Annotated in this window: 22 protein-coding genes and 1 pseudogene; 13 read left to right on the top strand and 10 right to left on the bottom strand. The window is 64.2% G+C overall.

The features are described from left to right. Nucleotides 1-49: 49 nt before the first annotated feature. Nucleotides 50-877, top strand: coding sequence for a hypothetical protein (locus ACQCSW_RS18705; RefSeq protein WP_426988300.1), 828 nt, complete (start codon nt 50-52; stop codon nt 875-877). Next, nucleotides 862-1,125, top strand: a complete 264-nt coding sequence (locus ACQCSW_RS18700; RefSeq protein ID WP_426988298.1) for an amidohydrolase family protein — start codon at nt 862-864, stop codon at nt 1,123-1,125. Before ACQCSW_RS18705 ends, ACQCSW_RS18700 begins: the two co-directional genes overlap by 16 nt. A gap of 43 nt (nt 1,126-1,168) precedes the next feature. On the opposite strand, the gene ACQCSW_RS18695 is transcribed toward ACQCSW_RS18700, so the two are convergent. From ACQCSW_RS18695 to ACQCSW_RS18675, 5 genes and pseudogenes are all read right to left on the bottom strand, one after another. Then, nucleotides 1,169-2,404, bottom strand: a complete 1,236-nt coding sequence (locus tag ACQCSW_RS18695; protein WP_426988296.1) for an NYN domain-containing protein — start codon at nt 2,402-2,404, stop codon at nt 1,169-1,171. A 151-nt stretch (nt 2,405-2,555) separates the two neighbouring features. Next, nucleotides 2,556-3,974 (bottom strand): MFS transporter, encoded by a 1,419-nt coding sequence (locus tag ACQCSW_RS18690; RefSeq protein WP_426988294.1) that lies wholly within the window; start codon nt 3,972-3,974, stop codon nt 2,556-2,558. Between the two features lie 323 nt (nt 3,975-4,297). Beyond that, on the bottom strand, nt 4,298-5,404 hold the full coding sequence (locus ACQCSW_RS18685; RefSeq protein WP_426988292.1) for a type I restriction endonuclease: 1,107 nt from the start codon (nt 5,402-5,404) through the stop codon (nt 4,298-4,300). Between the two features lie 232 nt (nt 5,405-5,636). Beyond that, nucleotides 5,637-6,137, bottom strand: coding sequence for a hypothetical protein (locus tag ACQCSW_RS18680; RefSeq protein WP_426988290.1), 501 nt, complete (start codon nt 6,135-6,137; stop codon nt 5,637-5,639). A gap of 715 nt (nt 6,138-6,852) precedes the next feature. Further along, nucleotides 6,853-7,017, bottom strand: a pseudogene (locus tag ACQCSW_RS18675) (zinc-binding dehydrogenase); the annotation flags it as partial. Nucleotides 7,018-7,138: 121 nt separating this feature from the next. Here ACQCSW_RS18675 and ACQCSW_RS18670 point away from each other — a divergent pair. The 3 genes from ACQCSW_RS18670 to ACQCSW_RS18660 all read left to right on the top strand — a co-directional run bounded on the left by ACQCSW_RS18670 (nt 7,139) and on the right by ACQCSW_RS18660 (nt 8,166). Further along, complete coding sequence (locus ACQCSW_RS18670) at nt 7,139-7,369, top strand: hypothetical protein (protein WP_426988288.1); 231 nt, start codon at nt 7,139-7,141, stop codon at nt 7,367-7,369. Between the two features lie 80 nt (nt 7,370-7,449). Next, nucleotides 7,450-7,755, top strand: coding sequence for an acylphosphatase (locus tag ACQCSW_RS18665; RefSeq protein WP_426988286.1), 306 nt, complete (start codon nt 7,450-7,452; stop codon nt 7,753-7,755). Nucleotides 7,756-7,830: 75 nt separating this feature from the next. After that, the gene (locus ACQCSW_RS18660; RefSeq protein WP_426988284.1) at nt 7,831-8,166 is read left to right on the top strand and encodes a cupin domain-containing protein; all 336 of its coding nucleotides are present in this window, start codon (nt 7,831-7,833) and stop codon (nt 8,164-8,166) included. Nucleotides 8,167-8,212: 46 nt separating this feature from the next. Here the strand turns inward: ACQCSW_RS18660 and ACQCSW_RS18655 are convergent, their stop codons facing one another. Next, nucleotides 8,213-9,844: a PucR family transcriptional regulator gene (locus tag ACQCSW_RS18655; RefSeq protein WP_426988282.1), complete on the bottom strand. Its 1,632-nt coding sequence runs from the start codon at nt 9,842-9,844 to the stop codon at nt 8,213-8,215. Between the two features lie 134 nt (nt 9,845-9,978). Here ACQCSW_RS18655 and ACQCSW_RS18650 point away from each other — a divergent pair, with 134 nt between their 5' ends. The 4 genes from ACQCSW_RS18650 (at nt 9,979) to ACQCSW_RS18635 (ending at nt 14,110) form a co-directional block, all read left to right on the top strand. After that, nucleotides 9,979-11,250, top strand: coding sequence for an alpha-hydroxy acid oxidase (locus tag ACQCSW_RS18650; RefSeq protein ID WP_426988280.1), 1,272 nt, complete (start codon nt 9,979-9,981; stop codon nt 11,248-11,250). A gap of 95 nt (nt 11,251-11,345) precedes the next feature. Further along, complete coding sequence (locus ACQCSW_RS18645; protein ID WP_426988278.1) at nt 11,346-12,257, top strand: ABC transporter substrate-binding protein; 912 nt, start codon at nt 11,346-11,348, stop codon at nt 12,255-12,257. A 6-nt stretch (nt 12,258-12,263) separates the two neighbouring features. Further along, nucleotides 12,264-13,346, top strand: coding sequence for an amino acid ABC transporter permease (locus tag ACQCSW_RS18640; RefSeq protein WP_426988276.1), 1,083 nt, complete (start codon nt 12,264-12,266; stop codon nt 13,344-13,346). Next, nucleotides 13,343-14,110, top strand: a complete 768-nt coding sequence (locus tag ACQCSW_RS18635) for an amino acid ABC transporter ATP-binding protein (protein WP_426988274.1) — start codon at nt 13,343-13,345, stop codon at nt 14,108-14,110. The genes ACQCSW_RS18640 and ACQCSW_RS18635 overlap by 4 nt, the downstream gene beginning before the upstream one ends. Before the next feature lie 179 nt (nt 14,111-14,289). Here the strand turns inward: ACQCSW_RS18635 and ACQCSW_RS18630 are convergent, their stop codons facing one another. Then, nucleotides 14,290-14,862, bottom strand: coding sequence for an MOSC domain-containing protein (locus tag ACQCSW_RS18630; protein WP_426988272.1), 573 nt, complete (start codon nt 14,860-14,862; stop codon nt 14,290-14,292). A gap of 109 nt (nt 14,863-14,971) precedes the next feature. Next, the gene (locus tag ACQCSW_RS18625; protein WP_354252006.1) at nt 14,972-15,196 is read right to left on the bottom strand and encodes a hypothetical protein; all 225 of its coding nucleotides are present in this window, start codon (nt 15,194-15,196) and stop codon (nt 14,972-14,974) included. 302 nt (nt 15,197-15,498) lie between these two features. Here ACQCSW_RS18625 and ACQCSW_RS18620 point away from each other — a divergent pair, with 302 nt between their 5' ends. Next, complete coding sequence (locus ACQCSW_RS18620; protein ID WP_426990735.1) at nt 15,499-15,984, top strand: helix-turn-helix domain-containing protein; 486 nt, start codon at nt 15,499-15,501, stop codon at nt 15,982-15,984. Here the strand turns inward: ACQCSW_RS18620 and ACQCSW_RS18615 are convergent. After that, complete coding sequence (locus tag ACQCSW_RS18615; RefSeq protein WP_426988270.1) at nt 15,981-16,235, bottom strand: hypothetical protein; 255 nt, start codon at nt 16,233-16,235, stop codon at nt 15,981-15,983. The two genes, ACQCSW_RS18620 and ACQCSW_RS18615, sit on opposite strands and share 4 nt — an antisense overlap. An 88-nt stretch (nt 16,236-16,323) precedes the next feature. Here ACQCSW_RS18615 and ACQCSW_RS18610 point away from each other — a divergent pair, with 88 nt between their 5' ends. Together ACQCSW_RS18610 and ACQCSW_RS18605 are read left to right on the top strand one after the other, a co-directional pair. Further along, nucleotides 16,324-16,836 (top strand): hypothetical protein, encoded by a 513-nt coding sequence (locus tag ACQCSW_RS18610; RefSeq protein ID WP_426988268.1) that lies wholly within the window; start codon nt 16,324-16,326, stop codon nt 16,834-16,836. 363 nt (nt 16,837-17,199) lie between these two features. Further along, complete coding sequence (locus ACQCSW_RS18605) at nt 17,200-17,466, top strand: hypothetical protein (protein WP_426988266.1); 267 nt, start codon at nt 17,200-17,202, stop codon at nt 17,464-17,466. 84 nt (nt 17,467-17,550) lie between these two features. Here the strand turns inward: ACQCSW_RS18605 and ACQCSW_RS18600 are convergent, their stop codons facing one another. Then, on the bottom strand, nt 17,551-18,474 hold the full coding sequence (locus ACQCSW_RS18600; RefSeq protein WP_426988264.1) for an AraC family transcriptional regulator: 924 nt from the start codon (nt 18,472-18,474) through the stop codon (nt 17,551-17,553). A gap of 276 nt (nt 18,475-18,750) precedes the next feature. Between ACQCSW_RS18600 and ACQCSW_RS18595 the strand changes: the two genes are divergently transcribed. Next, complete coding sequence (locus tag ACQCSW_RS18595) at nt 18,751-20,100, top strand: ABC transporter substrate-binding protein (RefSeq protein ID WP_426988262.1); 1,350 nt, start codon at nt 18,751-18,753, stop codon at nt 20,098-20,100. The last annotated feature ends 52 nt before the right edge of the window (nt 20,101-20,152 follow it).

Here is a 20,152-nt window from a genome sequence, read left to right as displayed (position 1 = left end):
CGGTCAAGATGGGCGCCCGCGGAGCTGGCCTTGCCTTGCCTGACGGGCGATGGTCCGCCCGGTCGGCGGCACGCGGCACGCGGCACGCTGGCCGGAGGCCCTGGCCTCCGGCGTCGGCTACGCCACGGATATGGTGGCCACCGCACCGGAACGCCGGGCCGCCGTCGTACTTCCGGCCGCGACAGTGAGCGAAGGGGGAATCCCAGTGCATCAGGACATCATCAACGGCCGCCCCACTGTCCAGGGGCTTTCGATCGTCGACTTCCACCTGCATTTCCGGATGCCCCACGATCCCTTGACCCGCTCCCTGGCGTGCGGACAGTTCGGGGCCGACGGCGGCGCCGACGCCAGAAGCGGCTGCGAGGAATACGACGCCGGTCAGGCCGCCCGTTCGGCCGCCGTCGCCAGGACCTCTGCCCAGTGGCGCCGGAGTTGGGACTTCGCCGACCCCGAATCTTTGTCAGCGGACGCCGGATGGGAAGTGGAGGCCGACCGCTGGATCGCCGAGCTGGCCGAAAACGGGGTCGAACATGCCGCCTTCGTCACCGCCGGAGGGAACGACGCGATGGTGGCCCTGGTTGCCCGCGGCGCCGGAACGTTCCGGGGCATGGCCGCGATGGCGGACCCGTTCACGCCGGGAGCTGCCCAGGAGTTCGAAAACGCAGCGACCCGGGGACTCCGTGGGGCTGAAACTGTTCGCGCCCCTTGCTTCGTCGTGGATGGACGATCCGACGGCGGACCCCGTGTGGGACGTCGCGTCCCGCCGCAAAGTCCCCGTTCTGATCCGCTTCGGCCACTGCGGGTCAGCGGGCGGCATCGCGCAGAATGCGTACAGCAGGTTCCAACCAATGGGTCAGATACATGGCGCATCGGCTGACCCTGGAGGACCTCTTCCGCCGCTTCTACGAAACCATGGGATCCGAACGCATCATCTTCGGCTCGGAGTCGTCGTGGTTTCCGCGCGGTTTCGCGCGGCGGTACCTTGTGGACCAGCTCAGGATCTGCTGGGAAATGGGAATGCCCGCCGCCGAGCTTCAGCAGATCTTCGGCGGAAATGCCGCGCGGCTTCTGAAGCTGGACGGCTGGCGGCCCGCCTCAGCCGGGCCCTGTGGCGCAGGGACCTGAGAGGTGGGTCGGGAAACCCGACCCACCTCTCGCTTCTGCTGTGTCAGGCGTCCAGTAGTCCGCCGCTTGCCCAGCGCCGTACGGCGAGCTTCTCGGCGGCGTCGAACTCCAGCAGCGCCACCCGGCAGAGTTCTTCCACGTTCGCGGTCCATGCTGCCGCCAGGCCTTCCGCGGTCGCCTCGTCGGTGAGCGGGAAATTGACGTAGGCCAGGCCTTGAAGGACAAAGCTCACGGCGTTGCGGGAGACCGGCTGGTCCGCGTTGACGCAGTCGTCCCGCACCATCCGGGACAGTTCGGTGCGGTTGAGCGGATGCTCACGAAGCCTGGCTTCCATGGCCTGGAACATCTGCCGGAACTGGGCTGCTGAAAGTGCTGGCACGTCCGTGACCCTGATGACCTGCTCCTCGATGCCGGGCTGGAGGTCCGCGGGCGCAGGAAGATCCTCGCTCGAGAACCGCTTCGCGTCCCAGACCCAGCCACCTTGTGCCGGGGAGTATTCGACGCCCTGGCCGATCTGGGACACCCAGGTCCCAAACTTTCCCCAGCCGCCCCAGTCTGTCTTCAGGGATGGCTCTGCCGTGAGTGCCCGGTGGGCCACCATCGCTCCGACAACCGGTCCCGGAGCGGTGCGGACGAACTCGAGGACCTCACGGATTGCGGGTGATGCGGCCTTTTTCTTCGCCGTCGTGGCGGCCGGAACGTGCTGCTCTTTCCCGGAGGCCACCGCATGAACCGGCTCCACCGTTGTGCCGTTGAGGATGGCGACGAAGTCGTGGGACTCCACCACATGGTCTGCCATCTCCCGGTAGGCGAAGGCCACGGCGCCGGCTGCGATGACTGTGGTCATCCGGTCAGCGGCCCGGAACCGCTGGATCAGGGACGTGAAATCGGCATCAGCGGAGGCGATGAAGAACTCTTCGATGCCAACGTTGCCGGACAGCGCGTCCATGGCGTCAAGCACCAGATTGATGTCCGTGCTGCTCTTGCCCCGCTGCGTCAGCGACGGGCAGTCGATCACGCGGAATCCCGCGCGGGTCCAGTAGGTCCGGTACTTCGAGTACACCACCGGGTTCAGGTAGCAGTTGCGGATCAGGAACCGGCGGGCGTCCTCTCCGGAACCCCCGGCTGACAGCGCGTCGGCCCAATGCTTAGGGTCTTCGGCAAAGCGCTTCGCCGCGAGAGGATCCAGTGCCTGCAGGCCGGTGAAAACATTGTCGAAATCAACAAACATCGCAGCTCGGATGCCGGGCCTGCGGGACGGGGAGAGCGCCTCATTCATTGGCCCAGTGTGCCAGTAACGATGCGAACTGGCGACGGGTCCGCCTGCGACACGCTGGACGGCGGAGTAGCCGCGTGAGCCTCAATAGTGGCGGGCCGACGGCGGGAGGAGGTGCCGCCGTCGTCCGCTACGCACACGCGCCCTGGGCCGATCAGTCCGCCGTCTCCGACGCCTCTGCAGCCGCCCGCGCATACGACGCCGAGACCCGGCGGTAGACCGGGGTCAGGAAGGCCAGCAGCGCGGCCGCGATCATGATGATCCCAGCCACCAGGAACACTAGGGCGATGCCGCGGGAGGTGCCTTCACCCAGCAGCGGGGCAAGCTGGGCGGCGCCCTCAGCGGACCGCGCGTACGGGATGATCCAGACCTGGGCGATCGGCGCAATGAGGAACGCGGTGATCGGCGCTGCCGCGGACTCGACCGCCATGGCGAATCCGAACACCCGGCCTTGCCGCGCCAGGGGCACCACCTGCTGGATGACCGTCTGCTCGGCGGCCTCCACGAACGGCACCAGGACCAGATACAGCCAGATGCCGGCGATGTACAGCCACGCCCACTCCCGCAGCGTGAACACCGCACCGAGGACCCCCATCAGGATCACCGCGATGAGCATGGTGCGCAACGGGTTGGACCCGAGCCCGAACTTGCCGATCACCGCGCCGCCCACAAGGAACCCCGTGGCGCCGAGCGCAAAGAATGTCCCCCACAGCTCCACGGGGAACATCTCCAGGCCGTAAGGATCCATCAGCGCCATGTACACGCCACCGATGAAGTTGTTGAACGTGGAGAACAGGATCAGCGCGAACAGTCCGGCAATGGCCAACACGGCGGCGAGCGAACCGCGCAGGTCGAATCCGCCGTGCGCGTCCGTGGTTGCGACGCGCACCTCCTCGGGCATGCGCAGCGTGAACAGGTGCGCGAAGGCCAGCGCCGTGAGCACCAGGGCGACGACGATCGTCCAGCCCATGCCCAGCAGTCCGACCGACAGACCGGAGAGCACTGAGGTGACGATGAACATCAGTCCCTGCACCATGCCCACCAGCCCGTTGGCGTTGGCCCGACGATCCGGGTCGATGAGGATGGTAACCGTGGTGGAGAGGGCGATGTTGCGCATGTTCTCCACCACCGCACCGACCAGGATGATCACGGCGAAGATCCAGAACCACGGCTGTGCCAGGTCCAGCAGACTGGTGGCCGGTGTCATCAGGAATATGACCCCGGACAGCACGAACATCACCAGGGTGAAGCCGGCGGCGAAGCGCATCACGGCCAACTTGCGGTAGCGGTCCACGACGGTGCCGAAGCTGATGCTGGAAAGGGCGATCAACAGCATGTATGCGCCGCCGATCACCCCGGTGGCGATCACGTTGCGCGTCTCCAGGTACACCCAGAACGTCAGGGCGAACCACAGGTAGCTGGTGGTGATGTTGGCGAGGCCGGTGTTCACCAGGATTCCGGCGAACGTGCGGGACCGCTGTGCCGAACTGCGTAAGGACGTGTTGATGGCGTCGGGATTGGCCAGGCCCGGAGCCGCAGCGACCCCGGCCGGGGCCGGTTCGTGCTGGGTCATGCGGTCCAGTTTACTGACAACTGACGGTCGTGGACACGGTCACAGAGATGCATTTCGCCCAGCGAAGGGCAGTCGATCACGCGGAAACCGGCGAGCGTCCGGACCCGTCTTGGTGGACCAGACGGGATCCTACCTGGCGCCGCTTGCGGTCATCGGATTGGTTTCGCTGGCCGGTGCGGCGTGTTCGTCCTGGGCAAGGTCGAGCCACTGCAGGTCCCCGCTTCCGCCGCGGCGTAGGCGAGCGGCACCAAACGCAAGCGGTCGACGGCGGGCGGTCCCGCCGTCGTCCGCTTGTCTTGTTTAACGAAGCTTCGCGCTGCCGCTCAGTTGATTGAGGGCGACGCGCTCAGGTAACTCTTGACGCTGGCGCGAAGGGCCTCGGTGTGCTCGTAGATCTCCTCGAGGGAGGAAATGGGTACGCGGGTTTCTTCCTTGTTGTCGTCGAAGATCCCGATGTATTTCTGCGTCCGGTTGAAGTGCAGGCGCGCGATCGGTTTGCGGTTGTTGTCGTCCAGCAGCACCGCGAAGTAGGACTTGGCATCGCGTTGGACTACGCGGGCGGGCTTCACCTCGCTGCAGACGATGGCGCGGACGATCTGGTAGCCCTCGATCTCCTCGAGGGTCGTCTCCAGGGCGTCAGCGTCGGCCAGGTCGGCTTCGGCCACCGGCGCGCTCGTGACACTCGCGGCAGCGTCCTCAGACTGCGGGAAGCCGGGGGCGCCGAGGGCCTTCTTCAGACGCTCGTTCACCTGGTCGTTGAGGAACTGCTTGGACGCTTTGGTCACCAGCGCCGTGAACTGCTCACGCACCTTCTGCGTGTACGGGCCTGGATAGACGCGGCCAGTAAGGAACTTGATCCATTCGTCCTCCGGTTCCTTGAACTGCGCTGCCAGCGTCCGTTTCAACTCGCCGATGTATTTCAGTTCGCCAGCGGCGTTGATGATCGAGTCGAGGTCAAAGACGTCCTTGGACAGCTTCTGCAGTTCAGGGATCAGCGACTCATCGATGTCCGTGAGGTCCAGGACCAGGAAGGGCTTCGCGTCCATCCGGTTCGGCGCATCGAGGTCCGTGAAGAACTGGTACACCTCGCCATTGGTGAGGATCGCGATGCGCGCGTTCGTCACGGCGAAGTAGCGGAAAAGCTGCGACGCGTGCTCGATTTTTACCGGTTCCGTGGACTTCTTGCACTCAATGAGGATCTGGACTTCGCCGTCCTTGACGATCGCGTAGTCGATCTTCTCGCCCTTTTTCAGTCCGACGTCTGCGATGAACTCCGGCACGACCTCCATTGGATTGAAGACGTCGTAGCCAAGAATTGTTGAGATGAAGGGCATCACAAACGCATTCTTTGTTGCCTCTTCGGTCTGGATTACTCCTCGCTGCTGGCGCACCTTGGCTGCCAAAGCCGAGAGCTTTTCTGCAAACTCCATTTTTCCCCCTTGAAAAACTGATGGTGCTGCTTACCGTAGCGCAGGAATGTCCGAACTCAATGACCCCGAGCCAACCGCTTGCCAACAACCTGTTCCTCGCGTTAGCAGGCTTCAGCTCGCCGGGTTGAGGAGGCGGTTTCTACTTTGGTTGGCGTGCGATCGCGGCCAGCACGGTTTTGGGCGATGTTAATCCGGCCATACCAACTGCACGGATTACCGCAGCGATATGCCCTTAGGGCAAGTCCTCGATGCCAGCAGCCTGGTCGACGTCCGCGCCCGCTGAGATCCCACTCAGGACGCCAATGTAATCCAGCGTTTTGGGACTGACATGCCGCACGAGCGCAAGGGCTTCCCGAAGCGCGGCACTCTTGGTCTGGTCACCGAGCGTGCCGCGGAGTTCCAATACCGTTTCAATGCCCTCACGCTCGAACACGCGCGTGATGTCCTCGATCTGGGCCAGACGGCCCGGCGACGGCCAGCTGATGACTTCCGAGAGCTTCCCCGTATCGAGGCGCCGCCGGAATCCACTCGTTGTGGCGGCATCCGGCCATGCAGCAACCAGAGCAACAACGCGCGGCTTGACGGTTTCGTTGTAGTTCTGCCGGCGCTGCAGCGTGGCATCGACAATGATGGCCCCGATGTGGTCCCAACCACGGCTGACTTCGATCGAGGCGTCGATGCCGTGTGAGTCCATTAGCGCCGGAGTGTTGGCAGCATCATTATCGATAGTCATAACTGAATACTTCCACGTGCCGTGCCACAACGGCTGGTCGGCGCCGTAGATAAGCGGCACTAAGCGCAGACGGACGACGGCGGGAGGTCCCGCCCGTCGATCGATACTCCGCTGATCAGCGGCAAACCTCCGACAACCGAGGACCTGCAGCGGATACCGATGGGGCGCCTGGGCACTGCGGAAGGGCAGCAGCACTGATTGAATACATTTCCTCATCTGAGGCCTCCTACACGACGGGTTTTTTCGACCTCTCCGGAGGCCGAGCCGGCTACTGACAGGAAGGCGCTGCAGGTCAGCGGCACCCAACGCAAGGGAACGACGGCGGGGACCTCCCGCCGTCGTTCTTGGCGTCTTCCCGACACTGACGTACGGTGGGACGATTTCAGTATGAGTGAGAAGAGCGCTGACGGCCCGCAGGATCACGGCCCACACCAGCACGCCCACGCCGCTCCGACAACGCAACAAATGCGGACCGTAGGTCAACGCCGCCGAGAGGCGGAGGAAAAATTGGAGCACCACCTCCAGGAAGCCCGCCACAAAGACGATCCGCACCACGATGCGGTGTCCGAGTCCGAAGGGGCGGGTCCAGCGGACAGCGGGCAAAGATGACTTTCGGGCGGTTGAGTGTTTGGGCGTCCGCGTCCCGACGGTGAGGGTGCCGCTGTCCCGCGCCGGTAGAACTTGCGGATGTTATGGGCGGAAAGGACGGTGGGGCTCATGATGTCTGTCGTTGGAACTGGTGGACCCGCAGGACTACATTGCCCCGCTTGCGTCCGGTGTCCACGAAGCGGTGGGCATCGACGACATCGGCGAGGTTGTAGGGCCGGTCGATGACTGCCTGATACTTGCCTTCCTCCGCGATGCCCACGAGGAAAGCGACGTCGTCGGCAGTGTATGTGAGCTTGAAGCTGCCGGCATCGCGGCGTCAGCTGCGTTCCACGAGAAGCTGGGCTTCACCAGTTTCGGGGGCGACATCACCCAGAACTGGCTCCTCGGGAACGGTGAGACCGTTCAACCCGGGCTGGAGCCAGAACGCGGAAGCGCTGGACTCCTTCACCGATGTGCGCAACCTCCAGCGGGAACTCAAGGCCCAGGGCGCGGAGTTCGTTTCCGAGGCGGACGAGGCGGACGAGGCGACCACCGGTCCGGGGAGCTTTGTCGTGGTTGATCCGGACGGCACCCGGTGCTCGTGGATCAGCACGTCTGACCTGCCAGCGGCCTACTCTAACTAGGGCTAGGGCTAGGGCTGGACTAGGCGGGTAAGGGGCGAAAGTCCCAATGTCCCGGTGAGGCGGGGCACTACATTGGAAGAATGGCTGAGTTTCAGGAGGGCGGTTCCGGGGAGCGTGTCCGGCTGACGGCGAGGGTTGCCGGCACGGTGCAGGCCGTCGGCTTCCGGTACTGGACGGTGCGGAAGGCCGAGGAGCTCGGGCTGGCGGGCATTGTCCGGAACAACGACGACGGTTCGGTCAGCATCGTGGCGGAGGGACCGCAGACGGCGGTACTTGAGTTCCGGCGCTGGCTGCGCTCGCCGGAAGCGCCCGGACGCGTGGACAACGTGGAGGAACAGATCTCCCGGGACCCCGGGGAGTTCAACAACTTCGGGGTGGTGTACTGAGGCCGTGTTCGAGCGTGTCCAGTCTTGGGGCAAAGGGCACTCGGCACGGGACCCGATTGTGGGTACGGTGGCCCCATGCAGAAAATATCGATCGACGCCCTGGCCCGTCAGCAAATCACGGCAGCCCTCGCGGCAGCCAGCGGCCGGGCCGCTGACACGGTGTTCGGCGGGCATGAGAAGGTCCTCCGCCAGACCGTCATGGCGTTTAGGGCCGGCACGAAGTTGAGCGAGCACCAGAACCCCGGCGAAGCCACCGTCATAGTGCTCCGGGGCTGCGTCCGGCTGCAGGCCGGCAAGGAATCCTGGCAGGGGAAAGCCGGCGATCTCCTGATCGTGCCCGAGGGGCTGCACAGCCTGGAAGCGGAAGAAGACTCCGCGATCCTGATGACCGTGGCAAAAATCCACGCCTGAGAGAAGCAATGCCTGAGAGAAGCAACGTCTGAACCGCGGGGGACTTCTAGTTGTGCCGTGCCCACAGCTGCAACCATACGAGCAGTCGCGTTTCGGGGTCCTCCAGGTCTATTCCGAAGAGGGGTTCAACGCGGGACAAGCGGTACCGGACCGTGTTGACGTGCACGTCGAGAGCCTTTGCGGCATCAATCGCGTTTCCGCCGCAGCTCAGGTAGGCGTGGAGGGTCTCCTCGAAAGACTTCTTATGCTGTGCGTCGTACTCGGCGATCCTCAGGGCGTGGGCCCCGGGGAGCTGGCCCGACGTCGTCAGCGACGAGACGATCTGGCGCAGCTGCAGGCGTGAGCCGAGGGAGTCGTCGTCGGCGACGATGTCATCGGAATCGGCCGCTATGCGCCCTTCGGCGACGTTACGCACCAGCTCGGACAGGACGAGTTCCGCGTTGACCCGGGACTCCGCTAGGCGGTCGATCGTGGCCACCACCCCCAGTGCGGCCAGGACCGGGCGGGAGAGAAGCCGCCGCGCGTTCTGCACAATTTTCAGGATCGCGCTGCGTTGAAATTGCCGTGAAGATTCGGTGGTCTGCGGCAGGACGATGTAGACGATGTTGTCCGAGAGCCCACAGGCCGCCGAGGGCAGCCGGATGGCGCAGGCGGTCCGGATCGTATCGAAGAGCCGGAGGCGTGACTGCAGCGTTTCGGCTGCGATGGCATCGGACGGCCAGATGCCCAGGGCCGCAACCCGAATGGACGCCGCCGATATCCCCAGCCGGATCGCGGCCAGCTCGGCGCGTTTGGGCTCGAACAGCAGCGGCTGGACCAGATCTATTTGGCGGGTCAGGTTCGAGACGTAAGTGGTGCGCTTGTGCAGGATGTGGAGCGCCGCAACGTTGGCAGCTTCACGCAGGATCCGGTTCGCGTCCTCGTTGTGGTGTTCCGCCAGTTCGAGGAGCCAGAGCGAGCCAAGGACGGAGTCGCCGGCCCGGATGGCGATGGCCGTGCGCCGGAGCAGCGGGTCCTCCGTCGCCACGTTCAACGCATCGCTGGCGGCATGGACGCGGCGGTAGTCCCTGTCCGTTTGAACGGAGTGCGGCACGTGCAGCCGCAGGATGGAACTCCGGCGCGTCTCGTCTATGGGCTGGTCCGGGAGGGTCGAATACGCCAGAACCGTCTGCTCCGGATCGGCGATCGCGATGGCACCGCCGGCTTGGGCTGCCACGGTGTTCGCCAGATCGAACAAATCTCCGGGACGGATGTCCACCAGCGTGCGCCCCGATTGCCGGTGCGGGATGACGGCGGCGTCCATGATCTCCGCGAGCTGGTTCCACGGCACCGAATCAGAGGCCCGGAAAAGAGCCATCCCAGTTTCCCGCACGGCCGCCCGCAATGCTTCGTCCGAGGTGCCGTTGGCTTTGTAGACGACTGCCACGTAGCCGGCGTCGCTGAGCTCCCGGATTTTCACGCCCAGGCGCTTGCCGGACAGCGACAAACCGATGGCCAGGGCGACGGCGCCGGGAAACTTCGCAGGCCGGGCCGTCGAGTCGTAGAGAACCGAGCCCGCAACAATCTGCTGGTCGTCGGCCGGCATTTCGACGAGGCTGACAATTTCCGAACCGGCCGAGCGGGCGACGTCCGCCAGGGTGGGCAGCGCATGCCTCTCCGCGGCCGGGAGAGCCGTCATTGTTCCACCGCAAGGACTTCTTGGTAGTCGCTGCTAATGTCAAGCCCCTCAATTTGTCGCTATGTCCATAGTGGCGCGGAGTTCCACTTTCTACGCTGAACCATAACGCAGCACAGCAAAAGGGAAGGCCCACATTGAAAATCAGCGACGCCAAGCAGCTCATCCAGGTCAAGGCCCCCGTGTTCTCCCGGCAGCGCCGGGTGCTGGCCAACGCTTTCAATGTGGAGGAATACCGGCAGTCGGCACGGAAAGTCTTGCCGGCAGGGATTTTCGACTACCTGGACGGCGGATCTGAAGACGAGGTGACGCTCCGCCGCAATCGAGCCGTCTTCGACTCCTGGGCGCTCATGCCCAGCTGGGGCCCGGTGTCCGGCCCGGACACCAGTACCAGTTTGCTCCGAAAGGACAGCGCCCTGCCGCTCACCTTGACCCCCACCGGGGCCACCCGGCTGTTCCATCCCGAGGGCGAGCTGGCCGTCGCGGCTGCCGCCGACCGGGCCCGCATCCCCTACGGACTGGCCGGGCTGAGCACCGTGCCGATGGAAACGATCGCGGAGCGCCACCCGTCCCTGGACCGCTGGTTCAACTTCGGGCTCACCTCCGACGCCCAGGCGCTGAAGGCCAAACTGGCGCGCTGCGAGGCCGCCGGATTCAGCACCCTGATTGTGGGAGTGGACACACGGGCGCTGGGCTCGAGAGAAAGGGATCTCCACAACGGCTTCACCGCCCCTCCCGCGCTGACGCTTTCAACCATCGCGGACATCGCCCGACGCCCCTCCTGGTGGGTGAATTTCCTGAAGTCGGACGGCATCAGTTTCCCGAACCTGGATCCGCGCGGTCCGGCGGCCACCTCAGTGGTCACGCCCTCCATGTGGCAGCACATCCTGGGCCACTCGGATGCGACCAGCGGATGGAACGAACTCGTTGCCTTGCGGCAGGCCTGGCACGGCAAGATCGTGCTCAAGGGCTGCGTCAACCCGGCCGACGTCGCAAAGGCCGCGGGCATAGGCCTGGACGCCGTCCAGTTGAGCAATCACGGCGGGCGGCAACTGGACCACATGCTGAGCCCAATGGATGTGTTGCAGGAATCCCGGCAGCGGGTGGGCGATTCGATCGAGATCTATGTGGACTCCGGCATCCGCCGTGGGAGCGACATCCTCAAGGCCTTGGCGCTGGGAGCCGACGCCTGTTCGATCGGCCGGGCCTATCTGTACGGGCTGGTGGCGGCCGGCTCGCCGGGTGTCGGGCGCATCATTGACATCTTCGCGGACGAACTCCGGCGTACGATGACGCTGGTGGGCGTTTCCAGTATTCCCGAATTGAAGGCACGGGGCGGGGAAATTCTTCGCGACATCCGTCATTCCCCCGAAGTCCTCGAACCAACAGCCTCAGGTTCCATACATTAATCAGCTCCGATTAATCAGCTCCCAACAATTCGGCACACCGTGCCTTCCCGCAGCGTTGCGGGAGGTCCAACAAACCCTGAACAGCTAAGGAAACCATGCGCACTCGATACCTGCTTCCCGTTCTCACCGTAATCACGGCAATGTCGCTGACGGGCTGCGTCAACAACAGCGAACCAGCAGCCACGGCTGCCACGTCCGGCTCATCCGGAACGGCTGACGCCGTCGCGGTGAAGAAGAACGACTCCCTTGCGGCGTCGCTCCCGGAGAAGATCAAGTCCGCCGGTGTCCTCAACGTCGGCATGGCGAACAACTACCCGCCCAACGAGTTCAAGGACGAGAACGGTGCTCCGGCCGGCTGGGCCGTGGACCTGACGAAGGCGCTGGGTGACGTCCTGGGCCTGAAGGTCAACTTCGACATCGGCACTTTTGACAACATTCTTCCGGCCGTGAAGGCCGGAAAGGACGACATGGGCGTGTCCTCCTTCACCGACACCCTGGAACGCGAAAAGCAGGTGGATTTCGTGAACTATTACTCCGCCGGAATCCAGTGGGCCGCCCCGAAGGGCAAGACCGTGGACCCCGACAACGCGTGCGGACTCAAGGTTGCCGTCCAGGCAACCACTTACCAAGACACGCACGAGGTGCCCGCGAAGTCCAAGGCCTGCACCGATGCCGGCAAGCCCGCCATCAACATTTTCAAATACGACGCGCAGGACCAGGCCACAAACGCCTTGGTGGTCGGACAGGTCGACGCCATGAGCGCCGATTCCCCCGTGACCCTCTACGCGATCTCCAAGACCAAGGACAAGCTGCAGACCGCCGGCGACGCGTTCGAAGTGGCGCCCTACGGGATGCCCGTGGCCAAGGACAGCGCCTTCACCCCGGTCCTGCAGAAGGCGCTTCAGTCGCTGATCGACGACGGCACGTACAACAAGATCCTGGCCAAGTGGGGAGTGGAATCCGGCGGGGTCAAGACGGCGGCGCTCAATGTGGCAGCCAAGGGGTGATCACGAATGAGCGAGCGGGAGTCCGGCAGGATGACTGAGCCGCTGCCCGGCCGGCGGCCCCGGGCCGGCGGCAACGGTGCCGGTAGGGGCACCGTCCCCGACCCCGTCCCGGGCGCCGGAAAGGGTGCCGGCGTCGTCGTCTCGGACCGCGATGGCGAGCCGACGACTATCGTCGCCGTCCCGCTGCGCCACCCGTGGCGGATCCTCGTGGCTGTGGTCCTCGTCCTCACGCTGGCGGTCTTCGTGCTGGACGCTGCCCAACGCCCCGACTACGGCTGGGCCGACGTCGGCAAGTACATCTTCGACAGACGGATCAGCCAGGCCGCGTGGGTCACGTTGTCGCTGACCATCTATGCGATGGTGGGCGCGATAGTTCTGGGCCTGCTGCTGGCGATCATGCGGCTCTCGCCGAACCCTGTGTTGAAGAGTGTGGCGTGGCTGTACATCTGGATCTTCCGGGGAACGCCTGTTTACGTGCAGCTGGTCTTCTGGGGCATCGTGTCCCTGATCTATCCGGTGTTCACGCTGGGCATTCCGTTCATGACGCCCTGGGCCACCATCCCGAACGAGATCTTCACCAACCTGTTCATCACCGCCGTGATCGGGCTGGCCCTGAATGAGGCCGCCTACATGTCCGAGATCGTGCGCGCCGGGCTGTTGTCCGTGGATCAGGGCCAGGAGGAAGCCTCGACAGCCCTGGCCATGTCCTGGGGGCAGACCATGCGCTATGTCGTGGTTCCGCAGGCCATGAAAATCATCATTCCGCCCACCGGCAATGAGGTGATCTCGATGCTCAAGACCACCTCGCTGGTGGCAGCGATTCCGTTGAGCATTGACCTCTACGGGGTGTCCCGGGGTATTTCAGCGGTGACGTTTACTCCGGTGCCGCTGCTGATTGTGGCGTCGCTCTGGTACCTGTTTTTCACTTCCGCCCTGATGGTGGGCCAGCACTTCATCGAGAAGCGATTCTCGCGCGGAACCGGCCGGCTCAAGACGGGCAAGGAACCGGCGTCGCCGGAGCCGGGACCGACGGCGGCGCCGGGCGCACCGGCCGTACCGCTCGGCACAGACTTTGGAGGAAAGGGATGACGGGCATGCCGATGGTGCTTGCAGACCGGGTTTCTAAGAACTTCGGCACCAACAAGGTGCTGCGCGGGATCAGCCTGGAGGTCAAGCCGGGCGAGGTGCTCTGCATCGTGGGTCCCAGCGGTTCAGGCAAATCCACGTTCCTGCGCTGCATCAATCACCTCGAACGGGTGGACGCGGGCAGGCTCTCGGTCGACGGACAGCTGGTTGGCTACCGTCAAAAAGGAGACAAGCTCCACGAACTGAAGCTCGCTGAAGCGGCCCTGCAACGCCAGGAAATCGGCATGGTCTTCCAGCGATTCAACCTGTTTCCGCATCTGACGGCGGTGGAAAACATCATCCTGGCTCCCATGCGGGTGAAACGGCTTTCCAAGGCCAAAGCCACCGCCCGGGCCAGGGAACTGCTGGAGCGTGTGGGCCTGGGGGACAAAGGTGACCACTACCCGGCGCACCTCTCGGGCGGGCAGCAACAGCGGGTGGCCATCGCCCGCGCGCTGGCCATGGACCCCAAGCTGATGCTCTTCGATGAGCCCACAAGCGCCCTGGACCCCGAGCTGGTGGGCGAGGTCCTGGACGTGATGAAGGAGCTGGCACTTACCGGCATGACCATGATTGTGGTGACGCACGAGATGGGTTTCGCCCGCGAGGTGGCGGACACCCTGGTCTTTATGGATGAGGGCGTGGTGGTGGAGGCCGGTCCACCGCGGCAGATCCTCAGCGACCCGCAGCATGCCCGGACCAAGGCGTTCCTTTCCAAGGTCCTGTGACGGCGGGTCCGCTGACGGCAAGGTCCTCGGACGGCAGGTCCGCTGACGGCGCTGGTTCGAGCCCGGCTTCACGGAGTTCTGTTCGGAAGCTGTCGTGGGACAGACTGTTGCCGTGAGCGACTCTCCCCGGAGCGGCCTCGCCGTCGCTGGACTCAGCCTCGGAACGGCGCTGAACCGGGCTAGGGCAGCCGCGACGCCCGCAACAGCGTAGCCTCACCGGCGCGCTCGGGCTCAAGCAGCACGGGGCTGACCAGCATCGCCGGTCCTCGGTGCAGGACGCCGTCGGAGAGTACCCGGCACCGCACGCCGCCCCGCCCGCGCATCGCTTTGTGTGCGCCCGGGGCGAGCATCTCATCCATCCAGACGCAGGGGTGTGCGGGGCGCCCGGCCGTGAGCCGCACGAGGTCTCCCTGGGATTCCAGAGCGAAGTCGTGTCCCAGCAGCGGTGCCAGGTGGGCGCCTCGGAGCACAATGTTGCGCCTGGTCAGGAGCGGGTCAAACGGTGCCGATCCGAGCTCCGCGGCGATGGCCTCGAGGGACTCGATGGCAAACACGGTGACAGCGGCGTCCATGTGCGCGGCCTTGCCGAAGAACCGGTCCCCGACGATGCCCTTGCCCGCCGCGAGCTCCACCCGCCCGGCATCCGTGGTGGGGACATCCGCTGCACCCTCGCGGGCGCGGCCGAAGTAGGCGTGCGCCGGCGAGACCAGCAGATGCAGGACCTCCACGTCGTACCTGTAGCTTTCCGTCATGCCACCAAACTACCGCGTCCCGATGCCGGCTGGTCCGCACCGTGGGGAACGGCCACAAAAGCAAGCGGACGACGGCGGGAGGTTCCGCCGTCGTCCGCTTGCTTTGCTACTACGCCGGTTGTTCCCGCCGTTCGTGTGTCTGCCCGTAGGGGACGTCGCGGCTGACGGCGACGGTGTAGTTGGTGTAGCTGCATTGTGTGACCAGGATGCCGTGGCGGCTTTCCTGCATGGCGTGTTCGCGGGCCATCTCCACGGCGGTGTTGAGGTCGTTTTCGACGGTGTCAGGATCGTGGGCTGTGATTTCCAGGACGAGGTCCGAGTGGCGCTTGATCATGGTGGTCTCTTTCTCGGCGGGATCCCGGGACTCTGAGCGGGCACAGGCTTCCGGGGCCGGGCGCACCCGGGGAGGCGGAAAGCGGTGGTTCCAGAGGGGTTGCCCGGCATTCTCTGATGGGGCGGAGGCCGGCCGTAGTGACCGGCGGGCTGGATCGGCGGAAGCATTTGTTCCTGCGGATCTGTAGTCAGTTTGCATGACTCGGTGGTCCGGCGCAATACGAAGTCTGAAGAATCCGGGAGCCTAGCCCAGGGTTCATATCAATTTAGCCTCCAGGGAACGGGTTGGTTCTGCTGTGCGCAGTGCACTGCGCCAGCTTGAATCCTTCGCAGTCATCGCCGAGGAACTCCATTTTCGGCAGGGCTGCCGGCCGGTTCTACATAGCCCAGTCGTCCGTGAGCCAACAGATGCAGAAGCTGGAGGCCGAACTCGGCGTTGCGCTGTTCTACCGCTCGTCGCGGAAAGTTGCCCTGACACCGGCGGGCTCGCACGCGGTCATGACGGATCGTCCGCATCGGAACGAATTTTCCGGCCGCGCGCCAGGTGCTTCTGCCGCTCCTCAGCGTGATACCGGCATCCTCCTGGGCGCTGGCCCCGGCCAACAGAGCACCTCAAGCCGCATATGCTCAGCGCGGTATATATCAGCCACCTGCACTCGGACCATGCCTATGATCTGTTGCCCATTGAAAAAGCCTCGCCGAGGGCACCGTCCTGGACCAGGCGACCGGGACAGCGCATCAGCCCTCGCGCGGCTCCGAAACCGTACAGGGCCCACCGTCAGCTCTTAGGCCGACATTGCCAGCTCATCCCCGTCATAGACGCGGGACGCACGCCCCGGTTCCCAGCAGAGCCAGACCGCCGCGGTCGCCATCCCAAAGTCGAACTGCCCGCTGTTTTCTTCGTGCATCAGTTGCGTGGTGTCGTTAAGGTGATCCAATCCCAGGACGTGCGCCAGTTCGTGCATGATGATGGCGCGGACGAGTGGGGGACCGTCCGGCCGGGCCAGTGTGCCTGCGAGGTCCGGTGCGTCAAGAGTCACCTGGCCGGTGACGTAAACATAGGGTTCGCCAGGAATCTGGACCGACCGATGGGTAACAGGATGATCACACGGAGCGTACTATCGGGCCATGATGGACGCTGATGAGGCTGAGCGGAGGCGGCGGATAGCAGCGCTCGCACCATACCTGCGGGAGCTCGGATCGCGGACTCTTGAAACCTACGCGAAGGCCGGAATTCTCGACGCCATCCCCGACAATGTCTTGCCGATAGCGGACGCCTTGTTCAAACGAAGAGACGATGGCTTTACTTACCATCCGCACGGTGCTGTGTATTTGAACATAACGCGGGAGGGGGAACTCCAGCTTGCCCTCCCGGGCGGCGCAGTTCCACTACATGAAGGCATAACGAAGTACCTGCAGCTGGCTCGTGAACCGGATCTAGAGGATGCCAGCGCGTTGGACGGAGCGACAGAGTGGTTTCCGCCGCCGCGTTTTGTTCTCGTTGTCGAAACCTCCCGGCTTTACATCGAATCGGTTGCCCCCAGCGGACGCTCCGGTATCTCCACGGGCCTTGTGCTCTTGGACAAGTACGCGAACGAAAGGGCGCAGCTGTTTGTCGAAGGCTTCCGGGCAGCACTCTGAGATTTAGGTTTCAACGTTTTCAGCTACCAGGACAGTTTCTGTTCATGGCCCCGAAACCGTGTGCTCCCGGGCCGTTAGTCCGCGGGATGAAGTCTCTTAATGCACCCCCGCTCAGTGCCGCATGGCCCGATAGCCCGGTTCCCTGAGCGGCCATTGACTGAGCCGAGGAGAACCCTGTGTTCGTGAAAAGTGCTGTCACCGCCTTTGTGGCGGGTCGGCATAACCCCAAAACAGGGTCTGGCCTGATCCCAGGCCCGGTCCTACAATCGGGGGATGGACGCAGCCGGTGCAGGCACCCCCGGTACGCCCTCGGGGGAAGCCATTCACAATGTCCCGAGTGGTGCCGCTAAGGATGTGCATGAAATGACGAATATCCAAGGGCTCATCAGTTCCCTCGCGCCGGACGCACTGGCAGCACTTCAAGAGCGCGGCCCGGACCAGCAGCTGGACCGCGACATGCTCGACGCTATTGACCGGGCCGCCGGCGGCCCCGGTGAAGGCCGGGGCTACTACATAGTCCGGGGGAGCCTCACGCCCTTGGAAAGCCGGCAGTATTTCCTTCGGGACGATGTCGTCGACGCGATCTGGGCACCCTTGAGTCCGGAAGGCATCGCGCGGGCGGGCGCCTGAAAGGCCACAACCAAACACACAACACAAGCGGACGACAGCGGGAGGGTCCGCCGTCCTCCGCTTCGCTTGTGCCGGGTGGCTTGGTCAGCCCTGCATCCGTTGGCGGTAGCTCCGGGGCGTTTCGCCGACGTCGTTCAGGAAATGCCGGTTGAAGTTGGACAGGTTGGAAAACCCGACTTCGTAGCAAATGTCCGAGATGGGTTTGTCGCTGCGCTCGAGCAGACGCCGGGCATGGGCCAGGCGGAGTTTGCGGACCAGATCGCTGAAGTTCTGGCCGGTGGCGCGCTTGAAGTATTTCGAGAAGGTCGGCTCGGACATTCCCACCAGTGCCGCCGCCTCGGACATTCTGACGCTGCCGGCGTGATTGCCGAACACGTACTCCAGGACGATGTCCACCACCGCCGCGGCCTGGCCGTCCAGCTGCGGCCTGAACCATTCGTCGGCGAGGTAACGCCGGTCCTCCAGCGGTGAATGCGCAAGAGTGGCGAACAGTTCCAGTAGGTGGTGCAGCCGTCCTAACCCGGTGGACGTGCCCATCGCTTCGATGGACCCAGCCGCGGCCCGGGCCGTGCTCCCGAGGAACTCGATCCCGCGGGCGGACTGTTCCAGCAGGGGCTCGATCTCGGCCAGCTCCGGAACCAAGGCGGCGGTCTGCTCCACCCATTTTCCGTCGAACTGGATCAGGGCGTCCCGGCCTTCAATGACCTCGCCGGGCTCGAGGTCGCTGACCCAGTCGTGGGGCAGTCCTGATCCCACCAGGGACACGTGCCCTGCCTCGAACGTGCCGATGTGGTCCCCGACTATGAACTTGCCGGTGCCCTTCCTGATCAGGTGGATCTCGTACTCGGGATGGTAGTTCCAGCGTGCTGCGGCGGTGGGATAGTCATGCTCGTGCCACCGGACAGAATGGTTCGGGTCCGCCGGGATGACTTCCCTGCTGGCACGCATGCCCAGCAGCCTTTCGGCAAGCCTGGCCGTTGCGTCGTCGCTCGGGTCCGGAGCTTTCATGGTGGTTCTCCAGGCGTTGGGGGTTTATGAAATATGGACGGCACGTGGGTGCGTTCCCTCAGATTAGCGCCTATCCCGGAGGATGGTTAGGGAAAATTAGTATCAGAAACTGGCAACCACGGCGCTAGTTGTGCCCTGTCCCACACGCCTAATGTTGAGGAACAACAGCGCGGCACGTCGGATTCCCGATCTTTCGCCTCGCTCCAGTCCCGGTACTTCGACGCAGCAGTCGAGGTGCGGCGACTGTGCACACCATGAAGAACAAAGGAGTCCTTAATGCGCCCGAAAATTCGCGCCGCAACTCTCGCCGCAGGTGCCCTGTGTATCGCACTTTCTGCCTCAGCCTGCTCGGGCGCTGGCGGAGGCGCCTCAGCTGGTGACCAGAACAGCATCAACGTCCTGATGGTGAACAATCCCCAGATGGAGGACCTGCAAAAGCTCACTGCAGACAACTTCACCAAGGACACCGGGATCAAGGTCAACTACACGATCCTGCCGGAGAATGATGTCCGCGCAAAGATCAGCCAGGAGTTCTCCAGTCAGGCCGGCCAGTACGACGTCGCGTCGCTGTCCAACTACGAGATTCCGTTCTACTCAGCCAACGGCTGGCTGGCACCCCTGGACAATGTTGCCAAGGATGCGGAGTTCAACCAGGACGACATCCTCCCCGCCTACACGGCTTCCCTCACCGGCAAGGACGGCAAGCTGTACGGCGAACCGTTCTACGGCGAGTCCTCCTTCCTGATGTACCGGAAGGATGTTTTTGAGGCCAAGGGCCTGAAGATCTCGGACAACCCGACGTGGGATGAGGTAGCGGCACTCGCGGCCCAGGCCGACGGCGCCGAGGCCGGCATGAAGGGCATCTGCCTTCGCGGTCAGCCGGGCTGGGGCCAGGTCTTCGCCCCGTTGACCACCGTGGTAAACACCTTCGGCGGCACCTGGTTCGACAAGGACTGGAACGCGAAGGTCGACTCTCCCGAGTTCACCGCGGCGACGGAGTTCTACACCAAGCTCGTTCGCGAACACGGTGAGGCCGGAGCCGCGCAGGCAGGGTTCACCGAATGCCTGAACAACATGAGCCAGAGCAAGGTTGCGATGTGGTACGACGCCACTTCTGCTGCTGGTTCACTGGAGGCTGATTCCTCCCCGGTAAAGGGCAAGATCGGCTACGTCCAGGCCCCGGTGAAGGAAACGAAGTCTTCAGGTTGGCTGTGGACCTGGTCATGGGGTGTGCAGGCTGCTTCCAAGAAGCAGGACGCGGCCGGAAAGTTCATCGCCTGGGCCAGCTCGCAGAAGTATGAAGAGCTGGTGGCCTCCAAGCTCGGCTGGGCCAAGGTTCCGTCCGGCAAGCGCATCTCCACCTATGAGAACGCCGAATTCCAGAAGGCTGCCCCGTTCTTCGAAGCTGAACGCTCCGCCATCGAGAACGCCGACCCCAAGAACCCTGGCGTTCAGGAACGTCCCGTCGTGGGTATCCAGTTCGTGGGCATTCCTGAGTTCGCGGACCTGGGCACCACCGTTTCGCAGGGCGTGAGTTCCGCCATCGCCGGTCAGGGCTCAGTTGCAGATGCACTGGCCAAGGGCCAGGAAGCGGCACAAAAAATCGGCGACAAGTACAAGAAGTAACCACCCACCACCCGGTGCTGCGGCCCGCCCCATCGCGGGCCGCAGCACCGCA

The organism is Pseudarthrobacter sp. Y6, from assembly GCF_050156205.1.
In the GTDB taxonomy this organism is placed as follows: domain Bacteria; phylum Actinomycetota; class Actinomycetes; order Actinomycetales; family Micrococcaceae; genus Arthrobacter.
This window is presented reverse-complemented; position numbering and strand designations above follow the sequence as displayed.

Excerpts from the sequence above, each read along its gene's own strand:
- ACQCSW_RS18705 (WP_426988300.1), top strand. The coding sequence starts at position 50 with ATGGTCCGCCCGGTCGGCGGCACGCGGCACGCGGCACGCTGGCCGGAG.
- ACQCSW_RS18700 (WP_426988298.1), top strand. The coding sequence starts at position 862 with ATGGCGCATCGGCTGACCCTGGAGGACCTCTTCCGCCGCTTCTACGAA.
- ACQCSW_RS18695 (WP_426988296.1), bottom strand. The coding sequence starts at position 2,404 with ATGAATGAGGCGCTCTCCCCGTCCCGCAGGCCCGGCATCCGAGCTGCG.
- ACQCSW_RS18690 (WP_426988294.1), bottom strand. The coding sequence starts at position 3,974 with ATGACCCAGCACGAACCGGCCCCGGCCGGGGTCGCTGCGGCTCCGGGC.
- ACQCSW_RS18685 (WP_426988292.1), bottom strand. The coding sequence starts at position 5,404 with ATGGAGTTTGCAGAAAAGCTCTCGGCTTTGGCAGCCAAGGTGCGCCAG.
- ACQCSW_RS18680 (WP_426988290.1), bottom strand. The coding sequence starts at position 6,137 with ATGACTATCGATAATGATGCTGCCAACACTCCGGCGCTAATGGACTCA.
- ACQCSW_RS18665 (WP_426988286.1), top strand. The coding sequence starts at position 7,450 with ATGGCTGAGTTTCAGGAGGGCGGTTCCGGGGAGCGTGTCCGGCTGACG.
- ACQCSW_RS18660 (WP_426988284.1), top strand. The coding sequence starts at position 7,831 with ATGCAGAAAATATCGATCGACGCCCTGGCCCGTCAGCAAATCACGGCA.
- ACQCSW_RS18655 (WP_426988282.1), bottom strand. The coding sequence starts at position 9,844 with ATGACGGCTCTCCCGGCCGCGGAGAGGCATGCGCTGCCCACCCTGGCG.
- ACQCSW_RS18645 (WP_426988278.1), top strand. The coding sequence starts at position 11,346 with ATGCGCACTCGATACCTGCTTCCCGTTCTCACCGTAATCACGGCAATG.
- ACQCSW_RS18640 (WP_426988276.1), top strand. The coding sequence starts at position 12,264 with ATGAGCGAGCGGGAGTCCGGCAGGATGACTGAGCCGCTGCCCGGCCGG.
- ACQCSW_RS18635 (WP_426988274.1), top strand. The coding sequence starts at position 13,343 with ATGACGGGCATGCCGATGGTGCTTGCAGACCGGGTTTCTAAGAACTTC.
- ACQCSW_RS18630 (WP_426988272.1), bottom strand. The coding sequence starts at position 14,862 with ATGACGGAAAGCTACAGGTACGACGTGGAGGTCCTGCATCTGCTGGTC.
- ACQCSW_RS18625 (WP_354252006.1), bottom strand. The coding sequence starts at position 15,196 with ATGATCAAGCGCCACTCGGACCTCGTCCTGGAAATCACAGCCCACGAT.
- ACQCSW_RS18610 (WP_426988268.1), top strand. The coding sequence starts at position 16,324 with ATGATGGACGCTGATGAGGCTGAGCGGAGGCGGCGGATAGCAGCGCTC.
- ACQCSW_RS18605 (WP_426988266.1), top strand. The coding sequence starts at position 17,200 with ATGACGAATATCCAAGGGCTCATCAGTTCCCTCGCGCCGGACGCACTG.
- ACQCSW_RS18600 (WP_426988264.1), bottom strand. The coding sequence starts at position 18,474 with ATGAAAGCTCCGGACCCGAGCGACGACGCAACGGCCAGGCTTGCCGAA.
- ACQCSW_RS18595 (WP_426988262.1), top strand. The coding sequence starts at position 18,751 with ATGCGCCCGAAAATTCGCGCCGCAACTCTCGCCGCAGGTGCCCTGTGT.